The organism is Mesorhizobium sp. STM 4661, assembly GCF_000359125.1.
GTDB lineage: Bacteria > Pseudomonadota > Alphaproteobacteria > Rhizobiales > Rhizobiaceae > Mesorhizobium.
This window is the reverse complement of the sequence record NZ_CAAF010000004.1, coordinates 130,916-150,797: the sequence shown is the minus strand read 5'-3', so window position 1 is coordinate 150,797 and position 19,882 is coordinate 130,916. Positions and strand designations below refer to the sequence as shown.

Below are 19,882 nucleotides of genomic sequence, written 5' to 3'. Positions count from 1 at the left end.
CGAAAGCCCTTGGCCTATCGTGTTCCGCGCAATCGGCGGGCGAGTTCGGCCTTCAACTGGCCGAACGGAATGGCAAGCACGTCTTCGCGCCCGACGATGACATAGTCATTGCCGGGCGCCATGTCATCCGCCAGATGCGTGCGCACGGCTTCCCTCAGCCGCCGCCTTATGCGGTTGCGCACCACGGCGTTGCCGACCTTCTTGGTGATGGTGTAGCCGACACGCGGCGACAGACCGTCGCCGCGGTCGAGAACCTCGACGAGGAAAAGCCGCCCACGGCGCTTTTCGCCACGCCGGACGGCCAGGAATTCCGCGCGCTTCAGAAGCCGCTTGGGATGTGGTCCCACTGGCTTGCCGGTTGCGGGCACCGATCTCGTCTTCCGTTCAGGCGCTGAGCCGCTTGCGGCCGCGATTGCGGCGGGCTGCGACGACGCCGCGACCGCCCTTGGTGGCCATGCGGGCGCGGAAACCGTGCCGGCGCTTGCGGACGAGTTTGGACGGTTGGTAGGTACGCTTCATTTGTTTTAATACCGCGGGGTGCGGCCCTTCTTGATTCTGTCACTCTGTAACAGGAGCTTTGCCGGGCCGGTTTTGGCGCGATCGAAACCGCGCCGGGACGAATGGCCCGAGCGTGAGCGGGCTTATAGAAAGAAGGATTTTGGAAGTCAATCCGGCACCGTCAGGCTGACGGCCGGAGTCTTGACGTTCCGGTCCCATGTTTCGACGAAGGATGAATTTGGCAAAAAAGCCGCAATCGCCTAATCTTGCTCGATCAAGTGATCGTGAAGACAAGAGCAGCATGACTGAAGTCCCAACCGCGGATGAAAGGGTCGATCCGGCGAAGACCGCCGCCGGGACGGCGCCGCGTGCCGTGCCCTTGTCGCGTGGCTTGTCGACAAAGCTGCTGCTGCTCACCATCGTCTTCGTGCTCCTGGCCGAAGTGCTTATTTTTCTGCCCTGGATCGCCAGCTACCGGGTGAGCTGGCTGAAAGAGAGGCTGAGCACCGCCGCTGCCGTGTCGATCGTGCTGGTGCAGGGCGATCCCGCGTCGCTGTCGCGCGCCGCCCAGAACGACGTGCTGATGGCGATCGGCGCCAAGGCGATCGCCGTGCGCGACGGCGGCGTCTCGCGGCTTCTGGTCGTGGCCGAGATGCCGCCGCATGTCGATGAACACATCGACATCGCCAATGTCGGCATGGTCGCCGGCATGACCGGCGCCCTCGACACGCTGTTTTTCGGCGGCAACCGCATGCTGCGCGTGTTCGGGCCCGTCGGCGAGAGCGACAAGGAATTCGAGCTGATCATGCCTGATCACAGCCTGCGCAAGGCCATGCTGATCTATTCGCGCAACGTCGCCTTCGTCTCGCTGCTGATCTCGCTGTTCACCGCCATGCTGGTCTATGCCGCCATAGATCTGATCATGATCGGTCCGATCCGCACGATGACGCGCTCGATGCTGTCCTTCTCCGAGGCGCCCGACGATCCCGGCCGGATCATTCGCCCCGCAGAGCGTTCCGACGAGATCGGCGTCGCCGAACGCGAACTTTCGCAGATGCAGGAGCGCTTGCAGAAGATGCTCTCCGAACAGAAGCATCTCGCCGACCTTGGCCTCGCGGTGTCGAAGATCAACCACGACATGCGCAACATCCTGGCCTCGGCGCAACTGATGTCGGACCGGCTGCGCCAGGTCAGGGATCCGACAGTGCAGGCCTTCGCGCCGAAACTGCTGCGCGCGCTCGACCGTGCCGTGTCCTATTCGGAAGGCGTGCTCTCCTATGGCCGCACGCAGGAGCCGCCGCCTTCGCGCCGCAGGCTGCGGCTGCGCCAGCTGGTCGACGACGTCCACGGTCTGCTCGACACCGAAGGCGGCATCGAGTTTGTCAACGCCGTCGATCTGGCCTTCGAGGTGGACGCCGATTCCGACCAGCTGTTCCGCGTGCTCACCAATCTGTGCCGCAACGCCGTGCAGGCGATGGCGGCGGACCAGGAGAGCGCTTTGGTGCGCCGCCTGGCGGTGTCGGCTGAGCGCCTGGGCAGCGTCAGCCGCATCATCGTCACCGACACCGGACCAGGCCTGCCGCCGAAGGCGCGCGAAAACCTGTTCGCGGCGTTCCGCGGCTCGGCCCGCAGCGGCGGCACCGGCCTTGGCCTGGCCATCGCCTATGAATTGATCCGCGCCCATGGCGGCACGGTGGAGCTTGTCGAAAGCGTTGGCGGCCGCACCACCTTCGCGGTCACCATTCCCGACCAGCCGGTCCGGCTCGACCAGGCCCGCAGCGGCCTGCGCCGCCCGGCTTGATGCGGAGCCCTGATCCGAAGCAATTTCGGGAAAAGCGTGTAACGGGTTTTCCGCCCGCAATTGCGCGGAACAGGGAACCGGCCGTTGCGCGAACAGCAAAACTTTTGCCGGATCGGCTTGCTTTTCGGAAATTCAGTCGCTAGGGAACACTCCACATTCGCGGCCGGTCGCCAGGATCGGATTGCGGGGCTATGCCAAGCATGGCCTGTTGCGCGCCCGTAGCTCAGCTGGATAGAGCACCAGACTACGAATCTGGGGGTCAGGAGTTCGAATCTCTTCGGGCGCGCCATTTTCCAAGTTGTTGCGGCAGATGGCCAAGAACGACCTCGCTCTGGGGCACACCACATACGATTCCACCAGTAAACACTTGTGAGCCGCACAGGCTGATGCCGTTCACTTGACCTGTTCGATCAATGGAGCCGGTGTCTGTTCACTCAGCGGAGCCGGCGTGCAATCTTGCCCCTTGCATTCCTCGACAGGGTTCTCGGCCGGCGGGAGGCAGTTTTGCCCCTCGCAATGAACTGGCGGCTGCTCTGACGCGGTTCCGCTATTCTGAGGAACAGGCTGATCCTCGGCGCGAACGGCCGGCATTCCTGCCAGGCCGATCATGGCCGTGCACAAGAGCGCAATCCGAAGGAAATTCACGTTCGCCTCCGCGGCTGACAACGGGCGGCATCCTACACTTTGGAACTGCTGCCGACATCCTGTCGCCCGCAAACGATGTTAACAGCGCGTTTCGGTGGCACGATCAGTTCGTCTGCGCCGCGATCGCATTGGGATCCTCCATCGCTTCGCGCGGTCGATGTTCCGATGGTGCCGGCGCTTCATGGCGACATTATCACCAGCAGTCTCACTCCTGTCAGACAGGGTGGTCATGTCGGCGGCCAGGATGGCGGTGGTAGCCGCTACTTTTCTGCCGTGACGACAACGCCTCGCGCTGTGCCGGCGAGATCGGCTTTCCCAGACAACTCGCGCCCTGACACATCCTGCCCGCGCAGGAACACGCGCTCGAGAAAGAAGGATGTGCTCATTCCCTCGAAGGGCGTGTAGCCGGCCTTGCTCAATTGATCGGCCCCTCTGATGGTCGTCCGGCGGCTCGGATCGAGAACGAGAACGTCGGCGTCGAACCCGACCTGCAGCCGGCCTTTGCGGGAGCCAAGTCCGAAACGCTCCGCCGGGCGCGACGCTGCCAGTCTGACGAGATCGGACAGGCCGATCAGCCCGTCATCGACCAGGATGAGCAGCGTCGCCAGCAAGGTCTGCACGCCGGGAAAGCCGCCGGGTACGGCGGCAAAATCCTCCGCCTGCGCCAGCTTTTCGGTCATCAGATGCGGCGCGTGGTCGGTCACGATAATGTCGATGACGCCGTCGGCGACCGCCGCCCGCACGGCCTCCCGGTCGGCAGCGTCCCGCCAGGGCGGCGACGCCTTGGCGGCGGGTCCGAGCCGGTCGTAATCAGATGCCGTGAACATCAGGCATTGCGGGCTGGTTTCGATGGAGACGTCGGCAAGGTCGCGCAGGCGGCGGAACGTCGCCATGCCCAGGCGCGAATTGCTTTGGCGGATGTGGATGGGAGCCCCGACCTCAGCGGCAACCAGGATGGCGCGGGCGATGCCTTGCGCCTCGGCATGCCCCGGCCGGCTGCGGACGAAATTCGCCGCCGTGCTGCGTCCCGGCGTCAGCCGGGCGAGTTCGGCATCGAGGACGGATTGGTCGCCCGGCGATATGGCCGCCATTCCGCCCGCCGCCTGGACCGCCTCGACCGCTGCCTGCATCTCGGCAGTCGAGGCGTGCAGGAAACCGGCAGGGACATCCGAGGTGAAGATCTCGAAAGAGGTGGTGCCGAGACGAGCGAGTTCGGCCAGTTCAAAATGGTCGCGGCCAACCACGACCTGCAAGCCGACATCGCAGAAGATCCGGCCTTCGGCCAGCGCCCGCTTGGCCCTGAAGTCGGCTGCCGAAGCGGTCCATGGATCGTCGGTCGGCATCACCAGCACGGTGGTCACCCCGCCCGCGATCGCCGCCCGCGTGCCGCTGGCAAAGTCTTCCTTCCAGGTCATGCCGGGCTCGCGCAGATGCACATGCGCATCGACGAGGCCGGGCAGAAGGAGTTTGCCGCCCATTTGAACGACGCGCGCGGCCTCCGCCGGCTCGCTAGGCGCGAGTCGCGCCGCGATCCTGCCGCCGCTGAAAGCGAGGTCCAGCTGATGGATACCGTCGGCATCGACCACCTGGCCGCCGCGCAGAAGAATGTCGAAGGTGGTCATGACAGCCCTGGGATCCGGCGCTCCTCGCGGGTCACGCATTCGACGAACGCGGGCTTGTCCTCCCGAGTCGCCGCGATGGCGCGCTGGAGCGCGGGAACCATCTCGGTTGCGGCTTCTATGGTGACGAGCCGGCTCATGAGGCAACCCTTGCCCTTGACGGAACGAAGCGGCCGCGTCCGGCCTTGCCGAGGACATGCCCGTCGTCGACGATGACCTCGCCGCGCGCGATGGTGGTCACCGGCCAGCCCCGGATACGCATGCCCGCATAGGGCGTGTGACCGGTATTGTCGTGCAGCAGATCCGGCGTGACAGGCGTCTCCCGGTCCTGGTCCCAGATCACCAGATCGCCGTCGGCGCCGATGGCGATCGAACCTTTCCGCGGGGCGATGCCATGCAGTTCGGCGGCATTCGTGGAGCTCAGCGCGATGAACTGGGCAAGGCTGATGCGGCCTTTGAGATACCCCTCGCTGAACAACAGGGGCTGCCGCAGCTCCAGTCCGGGCATGCCGTTGGCAATCTGGTCGAACCGCGATTGCGGGCCGTGCCGCAGCTTGCCGCCCGGTCCCGTCAGTCGGTAGGGCGAATGGTCGGAGGAATGGATGGCGACACTGCCCCGCGCCATGCCGGCCCACAGCGCCTCCTGATCGGCGACGGTCCGCAGCGGCGGGCTGCACATGAACTTCGCGCCTTCAACAATGTCGCGATCGAGGTCTTTCTCGGTAAGGAGCAGATATTGCGGACATGTCTCGGCATGGATCTTGACGCCTCTGGCGCGGGCGCGCGTTACTTCTTCAAGGCCAACTCTACTGGAGACGTGGACGATCAGAACCTCGGCGCCGGTCAGTTCGGCAAAGCTGGCGATGTGGTGGATCGCCTCGCTTTCAACGATCGGCGGTCGTGCCTTGGCGTGGAAGCGGGGAGCGACATGGCCCTTGCTCAGCAGATCCTTTTTCAGCATCGCGATGATGGCGTCGTTTTCCGCGTGCACCATGACAAGCGCGCCATGCCGTGCCGCCACCTTGAAGACTGCCAGGATCTCTGGGTCGCCGAGCCGGAAATCGTCATAGGTCGTGAAGATCTTGAGCGAGGCGTAGCCGTTGCTGATCAGCTCGGGCAGGTCTTGCTCCAGCGTCTGGGCGGTCGCTGCCTGTATGGTCGGATGAATGGCGTAGTCGATCAGGGCCTGGCCTTCGGCCTTGCGGCGGTAGGCAGCGACGGTTTCGGCCAGCGGATCCGAGGCATGGGCCATGGCGAACGGCACGATCGTCGTCGTTCCGCCGCAGGCCGCCGAGAGCGTGCCGCTGCGGAAATCGTCGGCACACACCGCGCCATAGTTGGGCTGGTCCAGGTGGCAATGCGCATCGACGCCGCCGGGCAGCACGAGGCGTCCCTTGGCCTCGACGATTTGAATGGCATCCTCAAGGCGATCCGCGATGGCCCGGATGCACCCGTCGCGAATGCCGATATCGGCCCGCACCGTGGCGTCGCCGGCCGCCACCAGGCCATCGCGCACGACGAGGTCAAATCGAGCGGGCATGGCGATCATGGCGCGTCGCCCTCGGCCGGAAACAGCGACAGCCAGTACCGGGCGATGTCGTTGCGGCGCATGAAGCCGGCCTCCGACCTCGACAGAACCGCCTCGATCACGCCCTCCAGTGCGGCGGCCCTGTTGGGTTGGCCCGTCCATCGCGCATGGACGGCGATCGTCATCATGCGCCCTCCTTCCTCCCTGGCTTCCCGGATCAGGAAGTCCAGATAGCTCTCGACATTGTCGACGAAGTCTTTCGGCGTCACATAGCCGGGGCTGACCAGATACCGGCTGTCGTTCAAGGTCTTGGAATAGGGAACGATCAGGAGACGCCCGTCCTTGGTAGGCACGAAATACGGCAGATCGTCGTTGCACGGATCCGAATCGTAGAGGAAACCGCCTTCCTCGATCAGCAGGTCGCGCGTGTTGATGCTGGGAAAGGAACGGCTGTTCCAGCCGATCGGCCGCTCGCCGAGCAATTCGACGAACAGCGCGATGGCGCGCCGCAGATGGTCGCGCTCCTCGTCGCGGCTCAGCGTCCATTGTTCGGTCCAGCGCAGGCCGTGACCGAGCACGTCATGGCCCGATTGGCTGAGCCATGCCGTCACCTCCGGATTGCGCCGCAGCGCCTCGGCGCAGCTCGATATCGTGGCGTGGACGCCATGCCGTTCGAGCAGCCTGGCGATCCGCCAGATGCCGACGCGGCTGCCATATTCGAAATGCGTTTCGGTGCCGAGATCGCGGATGCCGTCCGGAGCCGACAATGGATATTCGCCCCAGCCATCGCTATGACTGTCACCCTCGAACAGGGAGTATTCCGAACCTTCCTCGTAGCAGACCACCAGATTGACGGCGACCAGGCGTCCGTCCGGCCAGGTGATTTGCGGCGGCCGCCGGCCATAGCCGACGAAATCGCGCGGCGGGCCAGGGCGATGCTGGGAAGTCATTGCAATCTACTCCTGGCGAATTGCCGATGCGGATCTAGCATGGGTTCCACCGTGATTGTTTCGATTGTTCCCTTGCATTCCAGGTTTTACCACAGCCAGACTGGCGCGAACCGTATGCCAATTCGCAAAACTTGCATCCAGGAAACCACGAGACCACCAGACGATGAGCGAACAGGATCGCTTCCGTTTGAAGCGGGTCTCGCCTAAAATCGTCAAGGCGATCCAACAGCAGCTTCGGAGTTCAGCGCGGGTGGACGCAGGGCCTCAGCTGGCTGTCAGTCCGTGCGAATGCGCAGTCACCCCGCCAGGGCCGCAACCGATTCCCGCTCGACCAGCGGGCATTCGAGCTTGGTGATGGGATAGCGGCCGCGGCCGGGCGGCGCGGGCACCTCGAGCTGCTCGATCGCCCATTGCCCCATCGCCATATGCGGCAGGATCGATGTCGTCAAAGGCGGGAACAGATGGCGGGCGATCTCCTCGTCGTCATAGCCGACGACCGAGATGTCCTGTGGGATGTGCAAGCCGGCCTCCTTCAGCGCCTCGTAGCAGCCGATGGCGGTACGGTCGTTCTGGCAGAAGATGGCCGTCGGCCGGTCCTTCAGCGTCAGCAGCTTGACGGTCGCCGCATAGCCAGCACTTGCCGACCAGTCGCCTTCGACCACCAGCTCCGGATCGAACGGGATGTCGGCCGTGGCGAGCGCCCGGCGGTAGCCCTTCAGCCGGTCCTGCGCCGCCTGCATCCAGGGCTCGCCGGTTATGGTGGCGATGCGGCGATGGCCGTGGCCGATCAGATGCCGGGTCGAACTCTGCCCGCCGGCGATCTCGCTCGGCACCACGGCGGGAAAGGCATAGTCCGACGTATAGCAATTGAGCAGGATGACCGGGATATCGAGGCCGTAGAGATAGTCGGGCGCCGATATCTCGCGGGTGAAGATGGTCATGTAGATCAGCGCCGAAATCCCCCGCTTGGTCAGCGCCGCGATGGCGCGCGGTTCCATGACGGCATCGCCCATCGTCTGCGCAACCAGGAGCACGTTGCCGGCATTCCATGAGGCCTGGCGTGCTCCCTCGATGGCGACCACCGCCTCTGGGCTGGTCGCCAATTGGTCGACGGCAAAGCCGATAACCCCGTCCAATCCTTCGAACGGCGCGACGGGGGCACGCAGAGCGGAAAAGGCCGGCGGCGCATAGCCGAGAGCCCGCGCGGCCTCGATCACCCGCTCGCGGGTCTGCTGCGACAGCCTGATGCCTGGCGTGTCGTTGAGCACGAAGGAGACCGTCGCCTGCGAGCAGCCGGCGGCCCTGGCGATGTCGGTCATGGTGACGCGGCCTTTCGGGTTCTTGCCCGCCGGCTTGCGGCGCCTGGTGGCTTCGAGGGTATCCGTCGGTTCGCTCATGGCAGCATGGTTCCCAATCCCGGCCTGTTCTTAAGCAAAGGCCAAGCGCGACGGCAAGACGGCCGGCGTGACGCATTTATGGAGAATGCAGGCATTGATCATTATTAGCAGGCGGTGCTGGCCATGCGCCGACCGCCACACGGCAAACAAAGTCTGCACGATTTTCCCCAGTTTTGCTGCGCTGCAACAGCGCAGCCGATCACTAAAATCCTCCTCCCTTACGATTCTGCTGCTCGCGCCTCCTTACGCTGAGCGGATGACTTCCAGCCGCATAACTAATAGTTATTTACTAATAGCCGCAAGCGATCTAGTGTCAATCCGCCGTGTCCGTATCGAGGTCGAGCCGGGCGCTGCGAAACCACCGTGCGACGTGCCGAAGCGGCCGGCCAAGGCCGGGGAGGGACGCCACACAATCACGAAAATGTCAGACAAATCTGACTATTTACGAACGTCAAATGTGTGTCTAGAGTTCCGATCGCGGCTGGCGCCGTTCTTTCGCTGCCGCAACCCTTGAGGAGGAGGCGTCCAAGCCGCAATCGACAAATTCAGATCAGAAATGACTGTGCCAAAGGGAGGTTGAACATGAAATCTGTAATGCGAACTGCATCCGTCGCCGCGGCGACTCTGCTGCTTGGCCTGTCGGTGAGCGCAATCGCGCGCGCCCAGGACAAGCCGACGCTGGCCTTCGTCGTCAACGGCGCGTCCGACTTCTGGAAGGCGGCGGAAGCCGGCGTGAAGAAGGCGCAGGGCGAATTGCCCGACTATAATCTTGAGCTCAAATATCCCGAGCAGTCGTCGGTCGCCATCCAGCAGCGGCTGATGGACGACCTAGTGACCGCAGGCGTCAAGGGAATCATGGTGTCGGCCGTCGACCCCAAGACCTCGACCGACGGGCTGAACAAGATCGCCTCGGAAACGGCGCTGTTCACCACCGACAGCGACGCCCCGCAGACCAAGCGCGTCGCCTATATCGGCTCGTCCAATGTCGATGCCGGCAAGCAGGCGGCCGAGATCGCCAAGAAGGCGATGCCCGATGGCGGCAAGTGCCTCGGCTTCGTCGGCCTGCTCGGCGCCGACAATGCCAAGGAGCGCATCCAGGGCATGAAGGACGGGCTCGCCGGCACCAAGATCGAGCTGGTCGACGTGCGCGGCGACGACATCGACCAGGCCCGCGCCAAGAAGAATGTCGAGGACGCGCTGGTTGCCAGCCCCGACGTGACCTGCATGGTCGGCTTCTATTCCTACAACACGCCGCGCATCTATGAAGCGCTGCGCGACGCCGGCAAGCTCGGCCAGATCACGGTCGTCGGCTTCGACGACGATCCGATCACGCTGGGCGGCGTCAAGGAAGGCACGGTGGCGGCCACCGTCGTGCAGCAGCCCTTCGAATGGGCCTATCAGGGCATGAAGCTGATGGCCGGCTATCTCAAGGGCGACAAGTCGGGCATTCCGGCCGACGGGCTCATCATCATCCCGACCAAGATCATCGGCAAGGACGATGTCGACGGCTATGCCGCGAGCCTTGCGGCGATGGCGGGCAAGTAAGACGAGCACCGATGCGCCGGCTCAGGGTTTGCCTTGAGCCGGCGTTCGTATTGACGGGCCTCGCCAGGCCCGTCAGTCTGTGGCCCACCGGCTGCTGTCAGGCGTGATGAATTATTCCGACACATCCATCGTTGCATCGACGACCGCTCCGTTCCTGAGCCTGGAGGGCGTGCGCAAGACCTATCCCGGCGTAGTGGCGCTGGACGGGTTCTCGATGGAGGTCAGGCCCGGCGAGGTCATCGGCCTGGTCGGCGAGAACGGCGCCGGCAAATCGACGCTGATGAAGATACTCGGCGGCGTGACCAGGCCGGACACTGGCACGATCACGGTCGACGGGGTCGCACATGACGGACTGACCGTGGAAGGCAGCCTCGGTTCGGGCATCGCCTTCGTCCACCAGGAACTCAATCTGTTCGAAAACCTGGACGTCGCCGCCAACATTTTCTTCGGTCGCGAGCCGCTGCGTGGCGGTCCGCTCAAGCTGGTCGACCGCGCTAAGCTGCGTACGCAAGTGGCGCCCCTGCTCAAACGCGTCGGCGCCAATTTCTCGGCCGACACGCCGGTATCGGCCCTGTCGCTGGCCCAGCAGCAGATGGTCGAGATCGCCAAGGCGCTGTCGATCAGGGCGCGGCTGGTCATCCTCGACGAGCCGACCTCGAGCCTGCCGATCGCCGAGACCGACAAGCTGCTCGACGTCATCAAGGCGCTGAAGACCGAGGGCATCAGCGTCATCTTCATCTCGCACCGCCTGCACGAGGTCGAGCGGGTCGCCGACCGCGTCGTTGTGCTGAGAGACGGGATGTTGGCCGGTACCTTGCCAAAGAGCGCCATCAATCACGACCAGATGGTCAAGCTGATGATCGGGCGCATGCTGAAGGAGCGCGAAAAAGCCTCTGAATCGGCACGCGCGCCTGGCTCCGTCGCACTGTCGGCCAAGGCGGTGCGCACCGGCGCCTATCCCGACCGGCCGGTCGATCTCGACGTCAGGCATGGCGAAATCCTCGGCCTGGCCGGCCTGGTCGGCTCCGGCCGGACCGAGCTGGCGCGCGTTTTGTTCGGCATCGACGAGCGCTTTGGCGGCAACGTCAAGCTGGACGGACAGGAACTGGCGCTGGGGTCGGCCGCCGACGCCGTGGCCAACGGCATCTTCCTCGTCCCCGAGGATCGCAAGCTGAACGGTGTCCTGCTCGACCTGTCGATCGCCCAGAACATTTCGCTGCCCAATCTGCCGGCGCATGCAAGACATCAGCTGGTCTCGGCCAGCGCCGAGGCCGCCACCGCCGAGAAGCAGAAGAACAACCTCGGCATCAAGGCGCCTTCGGTGGCGACGCGCACCGGCACGCTGTCGGGCGGCAACCAGCAAAAAGTCGTGCTCGCCAAATGGCTGGCGATGAACCCCAAGGTCATGATCCTCGACGAGCCGACACGCGGCATCGACATCGGCGCCAAGGCCGAGATCTACGGGCTGATGCGGGCGCTGGCCGATGCCGGCGTCGCCGTGCTGATGATCTCCAGCGACATGGAAGAGGTGATCGGGGTCTCGGACCGCATCGCCGTCATGCATGAAGGCCAGATTTCGGGCATTCTCGACAAGGACGACTTCAGCCAGGAGAATGTGCTGCTGCTGGCCGTGGGCAAGAAGCCGAAATAGTTTGCCACCGGCCTCGCGGAACTGCGCAATTTGCTTAGACAGGCATTGGGGAGAAGACGATGAGCAAAAAAGATCTCGGCCTGCTGATGCTGATCCTGGTGGTCGGAGCGGTGGTGGCGATCATCAACCCGCGCTTCCTCTTGCCGATCAACCTTGCCAACACCTCGAACCTGATCGGCCTGTTCGGCATACTTTCGATCGGCCAGGCCTTCGTCATCATCACCGGCGGCATCGAATTGTCGGTGGGATCGGTGGTCGCGCTGCTCGGCACGCTGTTCATCGACTTCATCGCCGTGCGCGAAATGGAGTGGCCGCTGGCCTTCGTGCTCATCATCGTGCTCGGCGCCATCATAGGCCTGGCGCATGGCTGGCTGATCACCCGGCTCAAATTGCAGCCTTTCGTCGTCACGCTCTGCGGCCTGCTGATCTATCGCGGCGTGGCGCGCTTCTACACCGGCGACGGCACGGCGGGTTTCGCCTTCGGCCAGAATTTTCCCGAACTGGAATTCCTGACCGCCGGTCGCAGCTATGGCGTGCCGAACAGCTTCATCGCGCTGATCGTCATTTCCATCGTCATGTGGGTGGTGCTGCACCGTTCGGTGTTCGGGCGCTATCTCTATGCCATCGGCAAGAACGAGGAAGCGGCGAAATATTCCGGCATCCGCACCGGCCGCGTCGTCATGGCCGCCTATGTCATCTGCGGCGTGCTGACGGCGCTGTCGGCAATCTATTTCGCCATGTACACGCGCTCGATCTCGCCGGCCAGCCACGGCCAGTTCTACGAACTCTACGCCATTGCCGCCGCCGTGCTCGGTGGCTTCTCGCTGCGCGGCGGCGAAGGCTCGCTGATCGGTGTCCTGCTCGGCACGGTGCTGCTGCAGGAATTGCAGAATCTCGTCAATCTGCTCGGCATCCCCTCCTCGCTCAACTTCGCGGTGATGGGCGGGGTGATCCTGATCGGCGTGCTGGTCGACCAGCAATGGGGCGTGTTTCGTGAGCGGCGGCAGATGCTCGACGCGACCCGCAAGGGCGCCGCCGGCGCGCCTGCGGAATAACTGCTCTTACCCTCCCCCTTGTGGGGAGGGTCGGACCGCAGGTCCGGGGTGGGGGTCCTCTCAAGGACGAGTTCTTCGCACCCCCGCTAAAAAGGGGGAGGCAAGTCAAATCAGCCCCGACATGTCCGAAAATGCCATCGCCTTGCGCAGCACCTCGGCGAAACGCCCGCCTGCTGCCTCGCGCGGACCGCTATTGTCGATCGAGGTGATGCCCGGCCCGGACAAGGCCACATTGGTGCTGCGCGAAAGCCGCGCCAGCACTTCGCCGCGCGACTCGCGGCCGCGCATGGCCAGCCGCTCGGCCAGGATTTCCGGCGATGCGGTGATCTCGACGACCGCCAGATTGGCGTAGCGTTCGCGCAGCTTCGGGATGACGGCGCGCGACACATTGGCAATCGCAACGCGCCCATTGGCGACCGAACTGTCGACTTCCGCCGGAATGCCATAGTGCAGGCCATGCGCTTCCCAGGAAATGGCGAAGGCGCCGTCGGCTTCGGCCTCGGCAAAGGCCGCATCGGCCAGCGTGTCGTGGTCCTCGCTCGCGGCGTCGCTCGGCCGGGTAATGACCCGGCGCACGAACTCCAACCGGCTTTCGTCGGCAAACAGGGCGCGGGCATGGCCGATCACCGTATCCTTGCCGGCGCCGCTCGGCCCGACGACAGCGACGAAGACGCCCTCGCGAATTGGAAACGCCGCGGACGACAATTCGCGCTCGATCAATGCCGACGCCATCATGCGACGCGGCTACCCTGCCGCCAGACGGTGCGGACGACAGGGACATGGTCATCGACGCGCACGCGCACGAGGTCGGCGCGCCGTCCCGTTTCGATCACGCCGCGATCGCTGAGCCCGACCGCCTCGGCCGGGTTCTTCGACACCATCGCCACCGCCTGCGGTAGCGAAATGCCTTCGACCACATCGCCGAGGAAGAAGGCGGACTGGATCAGGCTGAAGGGAATGTAGTCGGACGACAATATGTCGAGCAGCCCGTCGCCGGCCAGCGCGCGGGCCGAGACATTGCCCGAATGCGAGGCGCCGCGCATGACGTTCGGCGCACCCATCAGCACGCCAAGCCCGGCCTGTTTGGAGGCCCTTGCCGCTTCCGCGGTGGTCGGGAATTCGGCGACGCGGACACCTTGCTCGATCGCCTCGTCGACATGGCCTTTCGTGGCATCGTCATGGCTGGCCAGCACGATGCCGCGCTCATGGCAGGCGGCGGCGATGAAGACGCGGTTCGGGCCGGAGTTCACCGCCGATTCCGCCATCCGCTTCTCGCAGAATTTCTGGAAGTCGCGATCCGTCAGCTTCAGCTTGCGCTGGTAGTAATAGGCGTAGGTGTCGAGATTGACGAACTGGCGCTGGCCCGGCGCATGGTCCATCAGCGATGCCAGCTTCACCCTGTCGTCGGTCTCGAAATTGGCGAAAGCCCTGAGGCAATCCGGCGCCGAAACCTCGCAGCGCAGATGGATGAAATGGTCGGCCCTCAGCCGATCCTGCTCGACGCTGTCCTCGATCGCGTCGGCCAGCTTGCGGATGTCGTCGGCGGTCAGGTCGGCGTCCTCGTCCATGCCGACGCGCAAGGCGTCGAGCACGGTGGTGATGCCGGCGGTCGCCACCTGCGCGTCATGGGCGAGCACCGCGGCGATCGGGTTCCAGCGCACCTTCGGCCGCGGCGCGTAGTGGCCTTCGAGATGGTCGGTGTGCAGTTCGACCAGTCCGGGGATGATGTAGTCGCCACCCATGTCCTCGCCAGTCCGGCTGGCGCCGGGTTCGATGCCGGCGATCAGGCCGTCGCGCAGCACCAGCGAGCCGTCGACGATCTCGTCGGCAAGCACGATGCGGGCATTGTTCAGAACGGTTTCGGCAGTCATTTCACGCAGTCCTTGGAGCATTTTTCAGCCAATTGAAAGCAATTGGCGTCGCACAAATGCGGTTGAAACAAATCAGGCAGTCTTTCTCGCCGACCGGCGCCCGAGCGCGTGATGGGAAAGCACCATGAACGGGGCGCCAGGTTCGGTTTCGACAAACAGCGTCAACGCGTCCACCGGCACCGGCCGCAGCAAGACCTCGGCAAACAGGCTGTCGATTGCTGCGCGAAGACGAAGGCTTTCCTGTGGCCCGGCGCGGCCGGACAGCGTCATGTGGAAGCGAAAGGTCTCGAAGACATAGGGGTAGCCCCACTGGCAGAGGTTGCGGAATTCGTCCGGCTTCAGCGAATCGGGGCTGCGCCGCTCGATTTCGGCCTCGGTCAGCGGCGCGCGAAAGCGGTCGAAGGCGAGCACGACATCGCCGGCGAAGCGATTGAGCGCCGGCAGTGGCGCCTCCGGCACCAGCGCAAGGAAGCCGTCGATCTGGCTGACGACAAGGCGCGGGATCATCACCACGGGCGTCGCTTCGGCAAAGCTGTCGAGTGCGGCCCGCAGCGAGGCTTCCGTCTCGCTCGCAGCCAGCCGGAAAGGCGCCTTCAGCGTCGCATGAAAACCGTAGCGGCGCGCCGAAGCCGTATGAAAGGCGACTTCCGCCGCCGACAAATCACCCACCGCCTCGACCGGCCGGGTCGCGGCGCCGAAGGGGTCACGGCCAAGCCAGTTGGCGGCGATCCGCGCCAGCGGCTCGTCCTGCAGGGGGGTAAAATAGATCGCGTAGCGCATCGAGAGTCCTCGTCAGCACCGCTGCCATAGGCGATTTGCATGACGAATTGACGAAGCTTTGCAGCATTTTCGATGGCAAACCGACCGGATCGGATCATTAGCCGACGATTTTTTCGTTCTGGACCAATCAATGCGGTCTAGGGAACGATCGATCAGGCCTTCATCAGCCATTCGTGCTCCGGCGCGTTGTGGAATTTCCACGTCCGCTTCGGCCCGGCCATGACGTTGAGATAATAGAGGTCATAGCCGTGGCAGGCGGCACATGGGTGGTAGCCCTCGGGCACCAGCACGACATCGCCGTCCTCGACCGCCATCGCCTCGTCCAGCGCGCGGGCGCCATTCTTGTCGGCATCGGTGTAGACGCGCTGGAAGGCAAAGCCCTGCGGCGGGTTGAGGCGGTGGTAATAGGTCTCCTCGAGATAGGATTCGGCCGGCGGATTATCCCGGTCGTGCTTGTGCGGCGGATAACTCGACGTATGGCCGCCTGGCGTGATGACTTCGACCACCAGCAGCGAGTCGGCCGGCTTGCCCTCCGGCAGGATGTTGGTGACGTAGCGCGTGTTGGTGCCTTTGCCGCGGACCTCCTGGCCGAGATCGTCCGGCGCGATGACGCGGACAGGCAGGCCGCCGCCAAGTCCGGGCGCCGAGCAGACGGCGAGTTCGAGATCGGTGTCGGCGGTTACCGCCCAATCCGAACCCTCCGGTACATAGACCGACCACGGCTTGCCTTCGAAGGGCGACATGCGCTGGCCGAGCAGGCCGAGATCCTTGCCGCCGGCCATCGCCTTGCCCTTGCCGGTGACGAACACCAGGCAGACCTCGCGGTCGGCGGTCTGGCCGGAAGCGCTCTCGCCGGGCCGCAGCCGATGCAGGTCGAAGCCGACATAGGTCCAGCCGGCGCCTTTTGGCGTGACATGGGCGACGCGGCCATGGCCCCTGTTGGCCTTTACCAGCAGTTTCGACATCTTTCTCTCCTATCCCATTGGCTTGACGAGCTACAGGCCTGTGAAGCCAAGCCGTTTGAAAGGACCGTGGAAAATCTTCGAGATTGGCCGAGGCCTCCCAACTTCGTCATCCTAGGGCGTAGCAGGAGCGAAGCTCCGTCGCGAAGACCCTAGGATCCATGCCGTAACCTCAGTCGAAGAGCGCAGCGGACCAGAATTCTGCACCGCAGCGAGCGTTCGGAAGTCACGGCATGGATCCTGGGATCTGCGCCGCGTCGCTTCGCTCCTTGCTCCGCCCCAGGATGACGAAACGAGAGGAGTTCCGGCTAATCGCCGACGCAGGCGATCCGTCACGCACGCAGTGTCCGATCCGTAATACCTCTGCGCCATGACTGGCGTCATTCCTTCGGTTCGGCGTCAGCCGATGCCTTGCTCTCGTCGGCCGGCTTGTAGAGATAGAAGAACTGCCAGATGGCGTAGCCGGCGAAGCCGAGCGCGATCACGCCCCAGAACGGCGTGCCGGAGGCAAATTCGATCACCGCCCACACCAGGCAGACCGCAACGATGGCGACGCGCCGCCAGAGCGGCCGAAAGAATGGGTGTTCTGAATCCTTCATAGGATCAACCTACAGCAAGCCTGCTTCACCGAGAACCACCGCAATCAGGCATTGGGGAAGCCCTGTGTCTCCACCGTGTAGCCCGCGGCCGTCATCACCCGCATCAACTCCTTGTAACCGACTTCAGCCATCTTGAGTGGCGGATTCTTCTTCGGGTCCTGCTCGGCCTCGACCACGAACCAGCCTTCGTAGCCATGATCCGCCAGCCTTTGCACGATGGCGCCGAAATCCAGCGAGCCGTCGCCCGGCACGGTGAAGGCGCCCAGTGCCACCGCATCGAGGAAGGATTGCCTGGTGCGGTCGAGCTTGTCGATCACACCCATGCGCACATCCTTGACATGGACATGATTGATGCGCCGGTGGTGATTGTCGATGGCGCGCAGCACGTCGCCGCCGGCGAAGGCGAGATGGCCGGCATCGAGCAGCAGCGGAATGCCTTCGCCCGAATGGCGCATGAAGGCATCGAGCTCCGGTTCGGTCTCGACGACCGCCGCCATGTGATGGTGGTAGGAGAGCGGCATGCCTTGCTCGGCGCACCATTCGCCAAACTCGGTCAGGCGCCTGGCATAGGCCTTCATCTCGTCGCCGGAAAGTTTTGGCTTGGTGGCCAGCGGCCTGGAGCGGTCGCCCTGGATCGAACGGCCGACCTCGCCATAGACGATGCAAGGCGCGTTCACGGCCTTGAACAGTTCGATCATCGGCTGGATGCGATCCTTATTCCTTGCCATATCCTCTTCGACAAGCGTGCCTGAAAACCAGCCGCCGCAAAGCGTCACGTCGGCCTCCTTCAGGATCGGCAGCATCACCTTGGGGTCATTGGGAAAGCGGCGGCCCATTTCCATGCCGGTGAAGCCTGCCGAGCGCGATTGCGCCAAGCATTCCTCCAGCGACACGTCATCGCTCAATTCCGCAAGATCGTCGTTCCACCATGCGATGGGGGACATGCCCAATTTGGCTTTCAAGTCGTCACTCCAATGTCAGTTCGTGTCCACCCTCCCCCTTGTGGGGAGGGTCGCTGCGAAGCAGCGGGGTGGGGTGCGGCGCCAGATCCCCACCCGGACCTTCGGTCCGACCTCCCCACAAGGGGGAGGTAGGGGCATGGCCTCGCCGACTTCAATTTCCAACCTTCTGCATCTGCCGGTTTTCTTCATAGGTCTTGCGCGCGGCGTTCACTTGTGGCCGCACCGAGACTTCCGGCACGGCGACATCCCACCAGTGACCGCCGGCATCGGTCGACACCAGCGGGTCGGTATCGATGACCAGTACCGTCGTCTTGCTATTGTCTTTCGCCTTTGTCAGCGCCGTTTCCAGCCCGGCGATCGACGACACTTTCTCGGCAATGGCGCCGAGGCTTGCCGCATGCGCGGCAAAGTCGATGTCGGGCATCGCCTCGTGGCGGGCGTCCTTCAGCAGATTGTTGAAGTTGGCGCCGCCGGTCGCCATCTGCAGCCGGTTGATGCAGCCATAACCCCTGTTGTCGAGCAGCACGATGGTGAGCTTGAGACCGAGCATCACCGAGGTCGCGATCTCGGAATTGAGCATCAGATAGGAGCCGTCGCCGATCATCACGACGACCTCCTCGTCGGGCTTGGCCATCTTGACGCCGAGCCCGCCGGCTATCTCATAGCCCATGGTCGAGAAGCCGTATTCGGCATGGTAGGAGCCGGGGGCGCCCGCCTGCCAGAGCTTGTGCAACTCGCCGGGCAGGCCGCCGGCGGCATGGAGCAGGGTTACGCCTGAACCCATGGCGCGCTGTACAGCGCCGATCACCTGCGCATCGGACGGATAGGCGGCATTGGTCGAGGCCGTCACCTTGCCGGCTTCGGCCTGCCATGCCGTCTTGCCCTTCACCGCATTGTCGGTCCAGGCGGCGGGGGCCTTCCAGCCCTTCAGCGCCGCGCCGAGCTCGGAGAGCCCTTCTGCCGCGTCGGCGACCAGCGGCAGCGCCCCGTGCTTGCCGGCGTCGAAGACCTGGGCGTTGAGGCCGATGATGGTCCTGCCGGAATTCTTGAACAGCGCCCAGGAGCCGGTGGTGAAATCCTGCAGCCTGGTGCCGACGGCAAGCACCACGTCGGCCTCCTCCGCCAGCCGGTTGGCTGCCGAGGTGCCGGTGACGCCGACCGCCGCCATGTTGAGCGGATGATCGTCCGGCAGCGAGGATTTGCCGCCCTGCGTCTCGCAGACCGGCATGCCGGCGCCTTGCACGAGCTTCGCCAGTTCTCCGGAAGCCTGCGAATAGAGCACGCCGCCGCCGGCGATCACCAACGGCTTCTTCGCGCCCTTCAGCGCCGCCACCGCGGCAGCCAATTCGCCACGGTCCGGGCGCGGCCGGCGCTGATGCCAGACCCGCTCGGCAAAGAAGCTCTCCGGATAGTCATAGGCTTCGGCCTGCACGTCCTGGCAAAGCGACAACGTCACCGGGCCGCATTCCGCCGGATCGGTCAGCACCTGCATGGCGCGGTTTAGCGCCGGGATGATCTGCTCCGGCCTGGTGATGCGGTCAAAATAGCGCGACACGGGCTTGAAGCAGTCGTTGACCGTCGCCGTGCCGTCGGAAAAATCCTCGGCCTGCTGCAGCACCGGATCCGGGATGCGGTTGGCGAAGACATCGCCGGGGAGAAACAGGACAGGCAACCTGTTTACATGCGCGAGTGCCGCCGCCGTCACCATGTTCATCGCGCCAGGCCCGATCGAACTGGTCGCCGCCATGAAGCGGCGGCGGAAATTGGCCTTGGCATAGGCAATCGCCGCATGCGCCATCGCCTGCTCATTGTGGGCGCGGAAGGTCGGCAGTTCGTCGCGCACCTGATACAGCGCCTCGCCGATGCCGGCGACATTGCCATGGCCGAAGATCGCCCAGACACCGCCGAGGATCGGCATCCTCTTGCCGTCGATCTCGGTCATCTGCTTGCTGAGAAAGCGGGTCAGCGCCTGCGCCATCGTCAGGCGGATTGTCTTGGTCATGGTGTTTTCCTCCGCAG

The 19,882-nt window shown here is 64.3% G+C and carries 18 protein-coding genes and 1 tRNA gene; 5 read left to right on the top strand and 14 right to left on the bottom strand.

What is annotated here, in order from left to right:
- Positions 1-14: 14 nt before the first annotated feature.
- Both rnpA and rpmH read right to left on the bottom strand, forming a co-directional pair.
- Positions 15-368, bottom strand: coding sequence for a ribonuclease P protein component (gene rnpA / locus MESS4_RS01775; protein WP_006325749.1), 354 nt, complete (start codon positions 366-368; stop codon positions 15-17).
- 16 nt (positions 369-384) lie between these two features.
- Positions 385-519, bottom strand: coding sequence for a 50S ribosomal protein L34 (gene rpmH / locus MESS4_RS01770; protein ID WP_008833937.1), 135 nt, complete (start codon positions 517-519; stop codon positions 385-387).
- 280 nt (positions 520-799) lie between these two features.
- Between rpmH and MESS4_RS01765 the strand changes: the two genes are divergently transcribed.
- Together MESS4_RS01765 and MESS4_RS01760 are read left to right on the top strand one after the other, a co-directional pair.
- Positions 800-2,299, top strand: a complete 1,500-nt coding sequence (locus MESS4_RS01765) for a HAMP domain-containing sensor histidine kinase (RefSeq protein ID WP_006325736.1) — start codon at positions 800-802, stop codon at positions 2,297-2,299.
- Between the two features lie 212 nt (positions 2,300-2,511).
- Positions 2,512-2,588, top strand: a tRNA-Arg gene (locus MESS4_RS01760).
- A gap of 616 nt (positions 2,589-3,204) precedes the next feature.
- Here the strand turns inward: MESS4_RS01760 and MESS4_RS01750 are convergent.
- The 5 genes from MESS4_RS01750 to MESS4_RS01735 all read right to left on the bottom strand — a co-directional run bounded on the left by MESS4_RS01750 (position 3,205) and on the right by MESS4_RS01735 (position 8,438).
- On the bottom strand, positions 3,205-4,566 hold the full coding sequence (locus MESS4_RS01750) for a dihydroorotase family protein (RefSeq protein WP_006325735.1): 1,362 nt from the start codon (positions 4,564-4,566) through the stop codon (positions 3,205-3,207).
- Positions 4,563-4,703, bottom strand: a complete 141-nt coding sequence (locus tag MESS4_RS33180; protein ID WP_157385497.1) for a hypothetical protein — start codon at positions 4,701-4,703, stop codon at positions 4,563-4,565. The genes MESS4_RS01750 and MESS4_RS33180 overlap by 4 nt, the downstream gene beginning before the upstream one ends.
- Entirely contained in the window at positions 4,700-6,112 is a 1,413-nt protein-coding gene (gene hydA, locus MESS4_RS01745; RefSeq protein ID WP_006325734.1) for a dihydropyrimidinase, read from the bottom strand. Before hydA ends, MESS4_RS33180 begins: the two co-directional genes overlap by 4 nt.
- Positions 6,109-7,041 carry a polysaccharide deacetylase family protein gene (locus MESS4_RS01740; protein ID WP_006325733.1) on the bottom strand — a complete coding sequence of 311 codons (933 nt, stop codon included), beginning with the start codon at positions 7,039-7,041 and terminating at the stop codon, positions 6,109-6,111. Before MESS4_RS01740 ends, hydA begins: the two co-directional genes overlap by 4 nt.
- A 296-nt stretch (positions 7,042-7,337) precedes the next feature.
- Positions 7,338-8,438 carry a LacI family DNA-binding transcriptional regulator gene (locus tag MESS4_RS01735; protein WP_006325732.1) on the bottom strand — a complete coding sequence of 367 codons (1,101 nt, stop codon included), beginning with the start codon at positions 8,436-8,438 and terminating at the stop codon, positions 7,338-7,340.
- A 582-nt stretch (positions 8,439-9,020) separates the two neighbouring features.
- Between MESS4_RS01735 and MESS4_RS01730 the strand changes: the two genes are divergently transcribed.
- The 3 genes from MESS4_RS01730 (at position 9,021) to MESS4_RS01720 (ending at position 12,689) form a co-directional block, all read left to right on the top strand.
- Positions 9,021-9,983 (top strand): sugar-binding protein, encoded by a 963-nt coding sequence (locus tag MESS4_RS01730; RefSeq protein WP_006325723.1) that lies wholly within the window; start codon positions 9,021-9,023, stop codon positions 9,981-9,983.
- A gap of 106 nt (positions 9,984-10,089) precedes the next feature.
- Positions 10,090-11,634 (top strand): sugar ABC transporter ATP-binding protein, encoded by a 1,545-nt coding sequence (locus MESS4_RS01725; RefSeq protein WP_036240458.1) that lies wholly within the window; start codon positions 10,090-10,092, stop codon positions 11,632-11,634.
- 59 nt (positions 11,635-11,693) lie between these two features.
- Positions 11,694-12,689 (top strand): ABC transporter permease, encoded by a 996-nt coding sequence (locus MESS4_RS01720; RefSeq protein ID WP_006325721.1) that lies wholly within the window; start codon positions 11,694-11,696, stop codon positions 12,687-12,689.
- 105 nt (positions 12,690-12,794) lie between these two features.
- Here MESS4_RS01720 and phnN read toward each other — a convergent pair whose 3' ends face one another.
- From phnN to iolD, 7 genes are all read right to left on the bottom strand, one after another.
- Entirely contained in the window at positions 12,795-13,424 is a 630-nt protein-coding gene (gene phnN, locus MESS4_RS01715; RefSeq protein WP_006325719.1) for a phosphonate metabolism protein/1,5-bisphosphokinase (PRPP-forming) PhnN, read from the bottom strand.
- The gene (locus MESS4_RS01710) at positions 13,421-14,560 is read right to left on the bottom strand and encodes an alpha-D-ribose 1-methylphosphonate 5-triphosphate diphosphatase (protein WP_006325717.1); all 1,140 of its coding nucleotides are present in this window, start codon (positions 14,558-14,560) and stop codon (positions 13,421-13,423) included. The genes phnN and MESS4_RS01710 overlap by 4 nt, the downstream gene beginning before the upstream one ends.
- A gap of 72 nt (positions 14,561-14,632) precedes the next feature.
- A complete protein-coding gene (locus MESS4_RS01705; RefSeq protein WP_006325715.1) occupies positions 14,633-15,340 on the bottom strand; it encodes a DUF1045 domain-containing protein in 708 nt (235 codons plus the stop codon).
- Between the two features lie 152 nt (positions 15,341-15,492).
- On the bottom strand, positions 15,493-16,305 hold the full coding sequence (iolB, locus tag MESS4_RS01700; RefSeq protein WP_006325713.1) for a 5-deoxy-glucuronate isomerase: 813 nt from the start codon (positions 16,303-16,305) through the stop codon (positions 15,493-15,495).
- Positions 16,306-16,682: 377 nt separating this feature from the next.
- Complete coding sequence (locus tag MESS4_RS01695) at positions 16,683-16,901, bottom strand: DUF3329 domain-containing protein (RefSeq protein WP_006325711.1); 219 nt, start codon at positions 16,899-16,901, stop codon at positions 16,683-16,685.
- Between the two features lie 44 nt (positions 16,902-16,945).
- Entirely contained in the window at positions 16,946-17,863 is a 918-nt protein-coding gene (iolE, locus tag MESS4_RS01690; protein ID WP_006325710.1) for a myo-inosose-2 dehydratase, read from the bottom strand.
- A gap of 151 nt (positions 17,864-18,014) precedes the next feature.
- Positions 18,015-19,865 carry a 3D-(3,5/4)-trihydroxycyclohexane-1,2-dione acylhydrolase (decyclizing) gene (gene iolD / locus MESS4_RS01685; protein ID WP_006325709.1) on the bottom strand — a complete coding sequence of 617 codons (1,851 nt, stop codon included), beginning with the start codon at positions 19,863-19,865 and terminating at the stop codon, positions 18,015-18,017.
- Between the last annotated feature and the right edge of the window lie 17 nt (positions 19,866-19,882).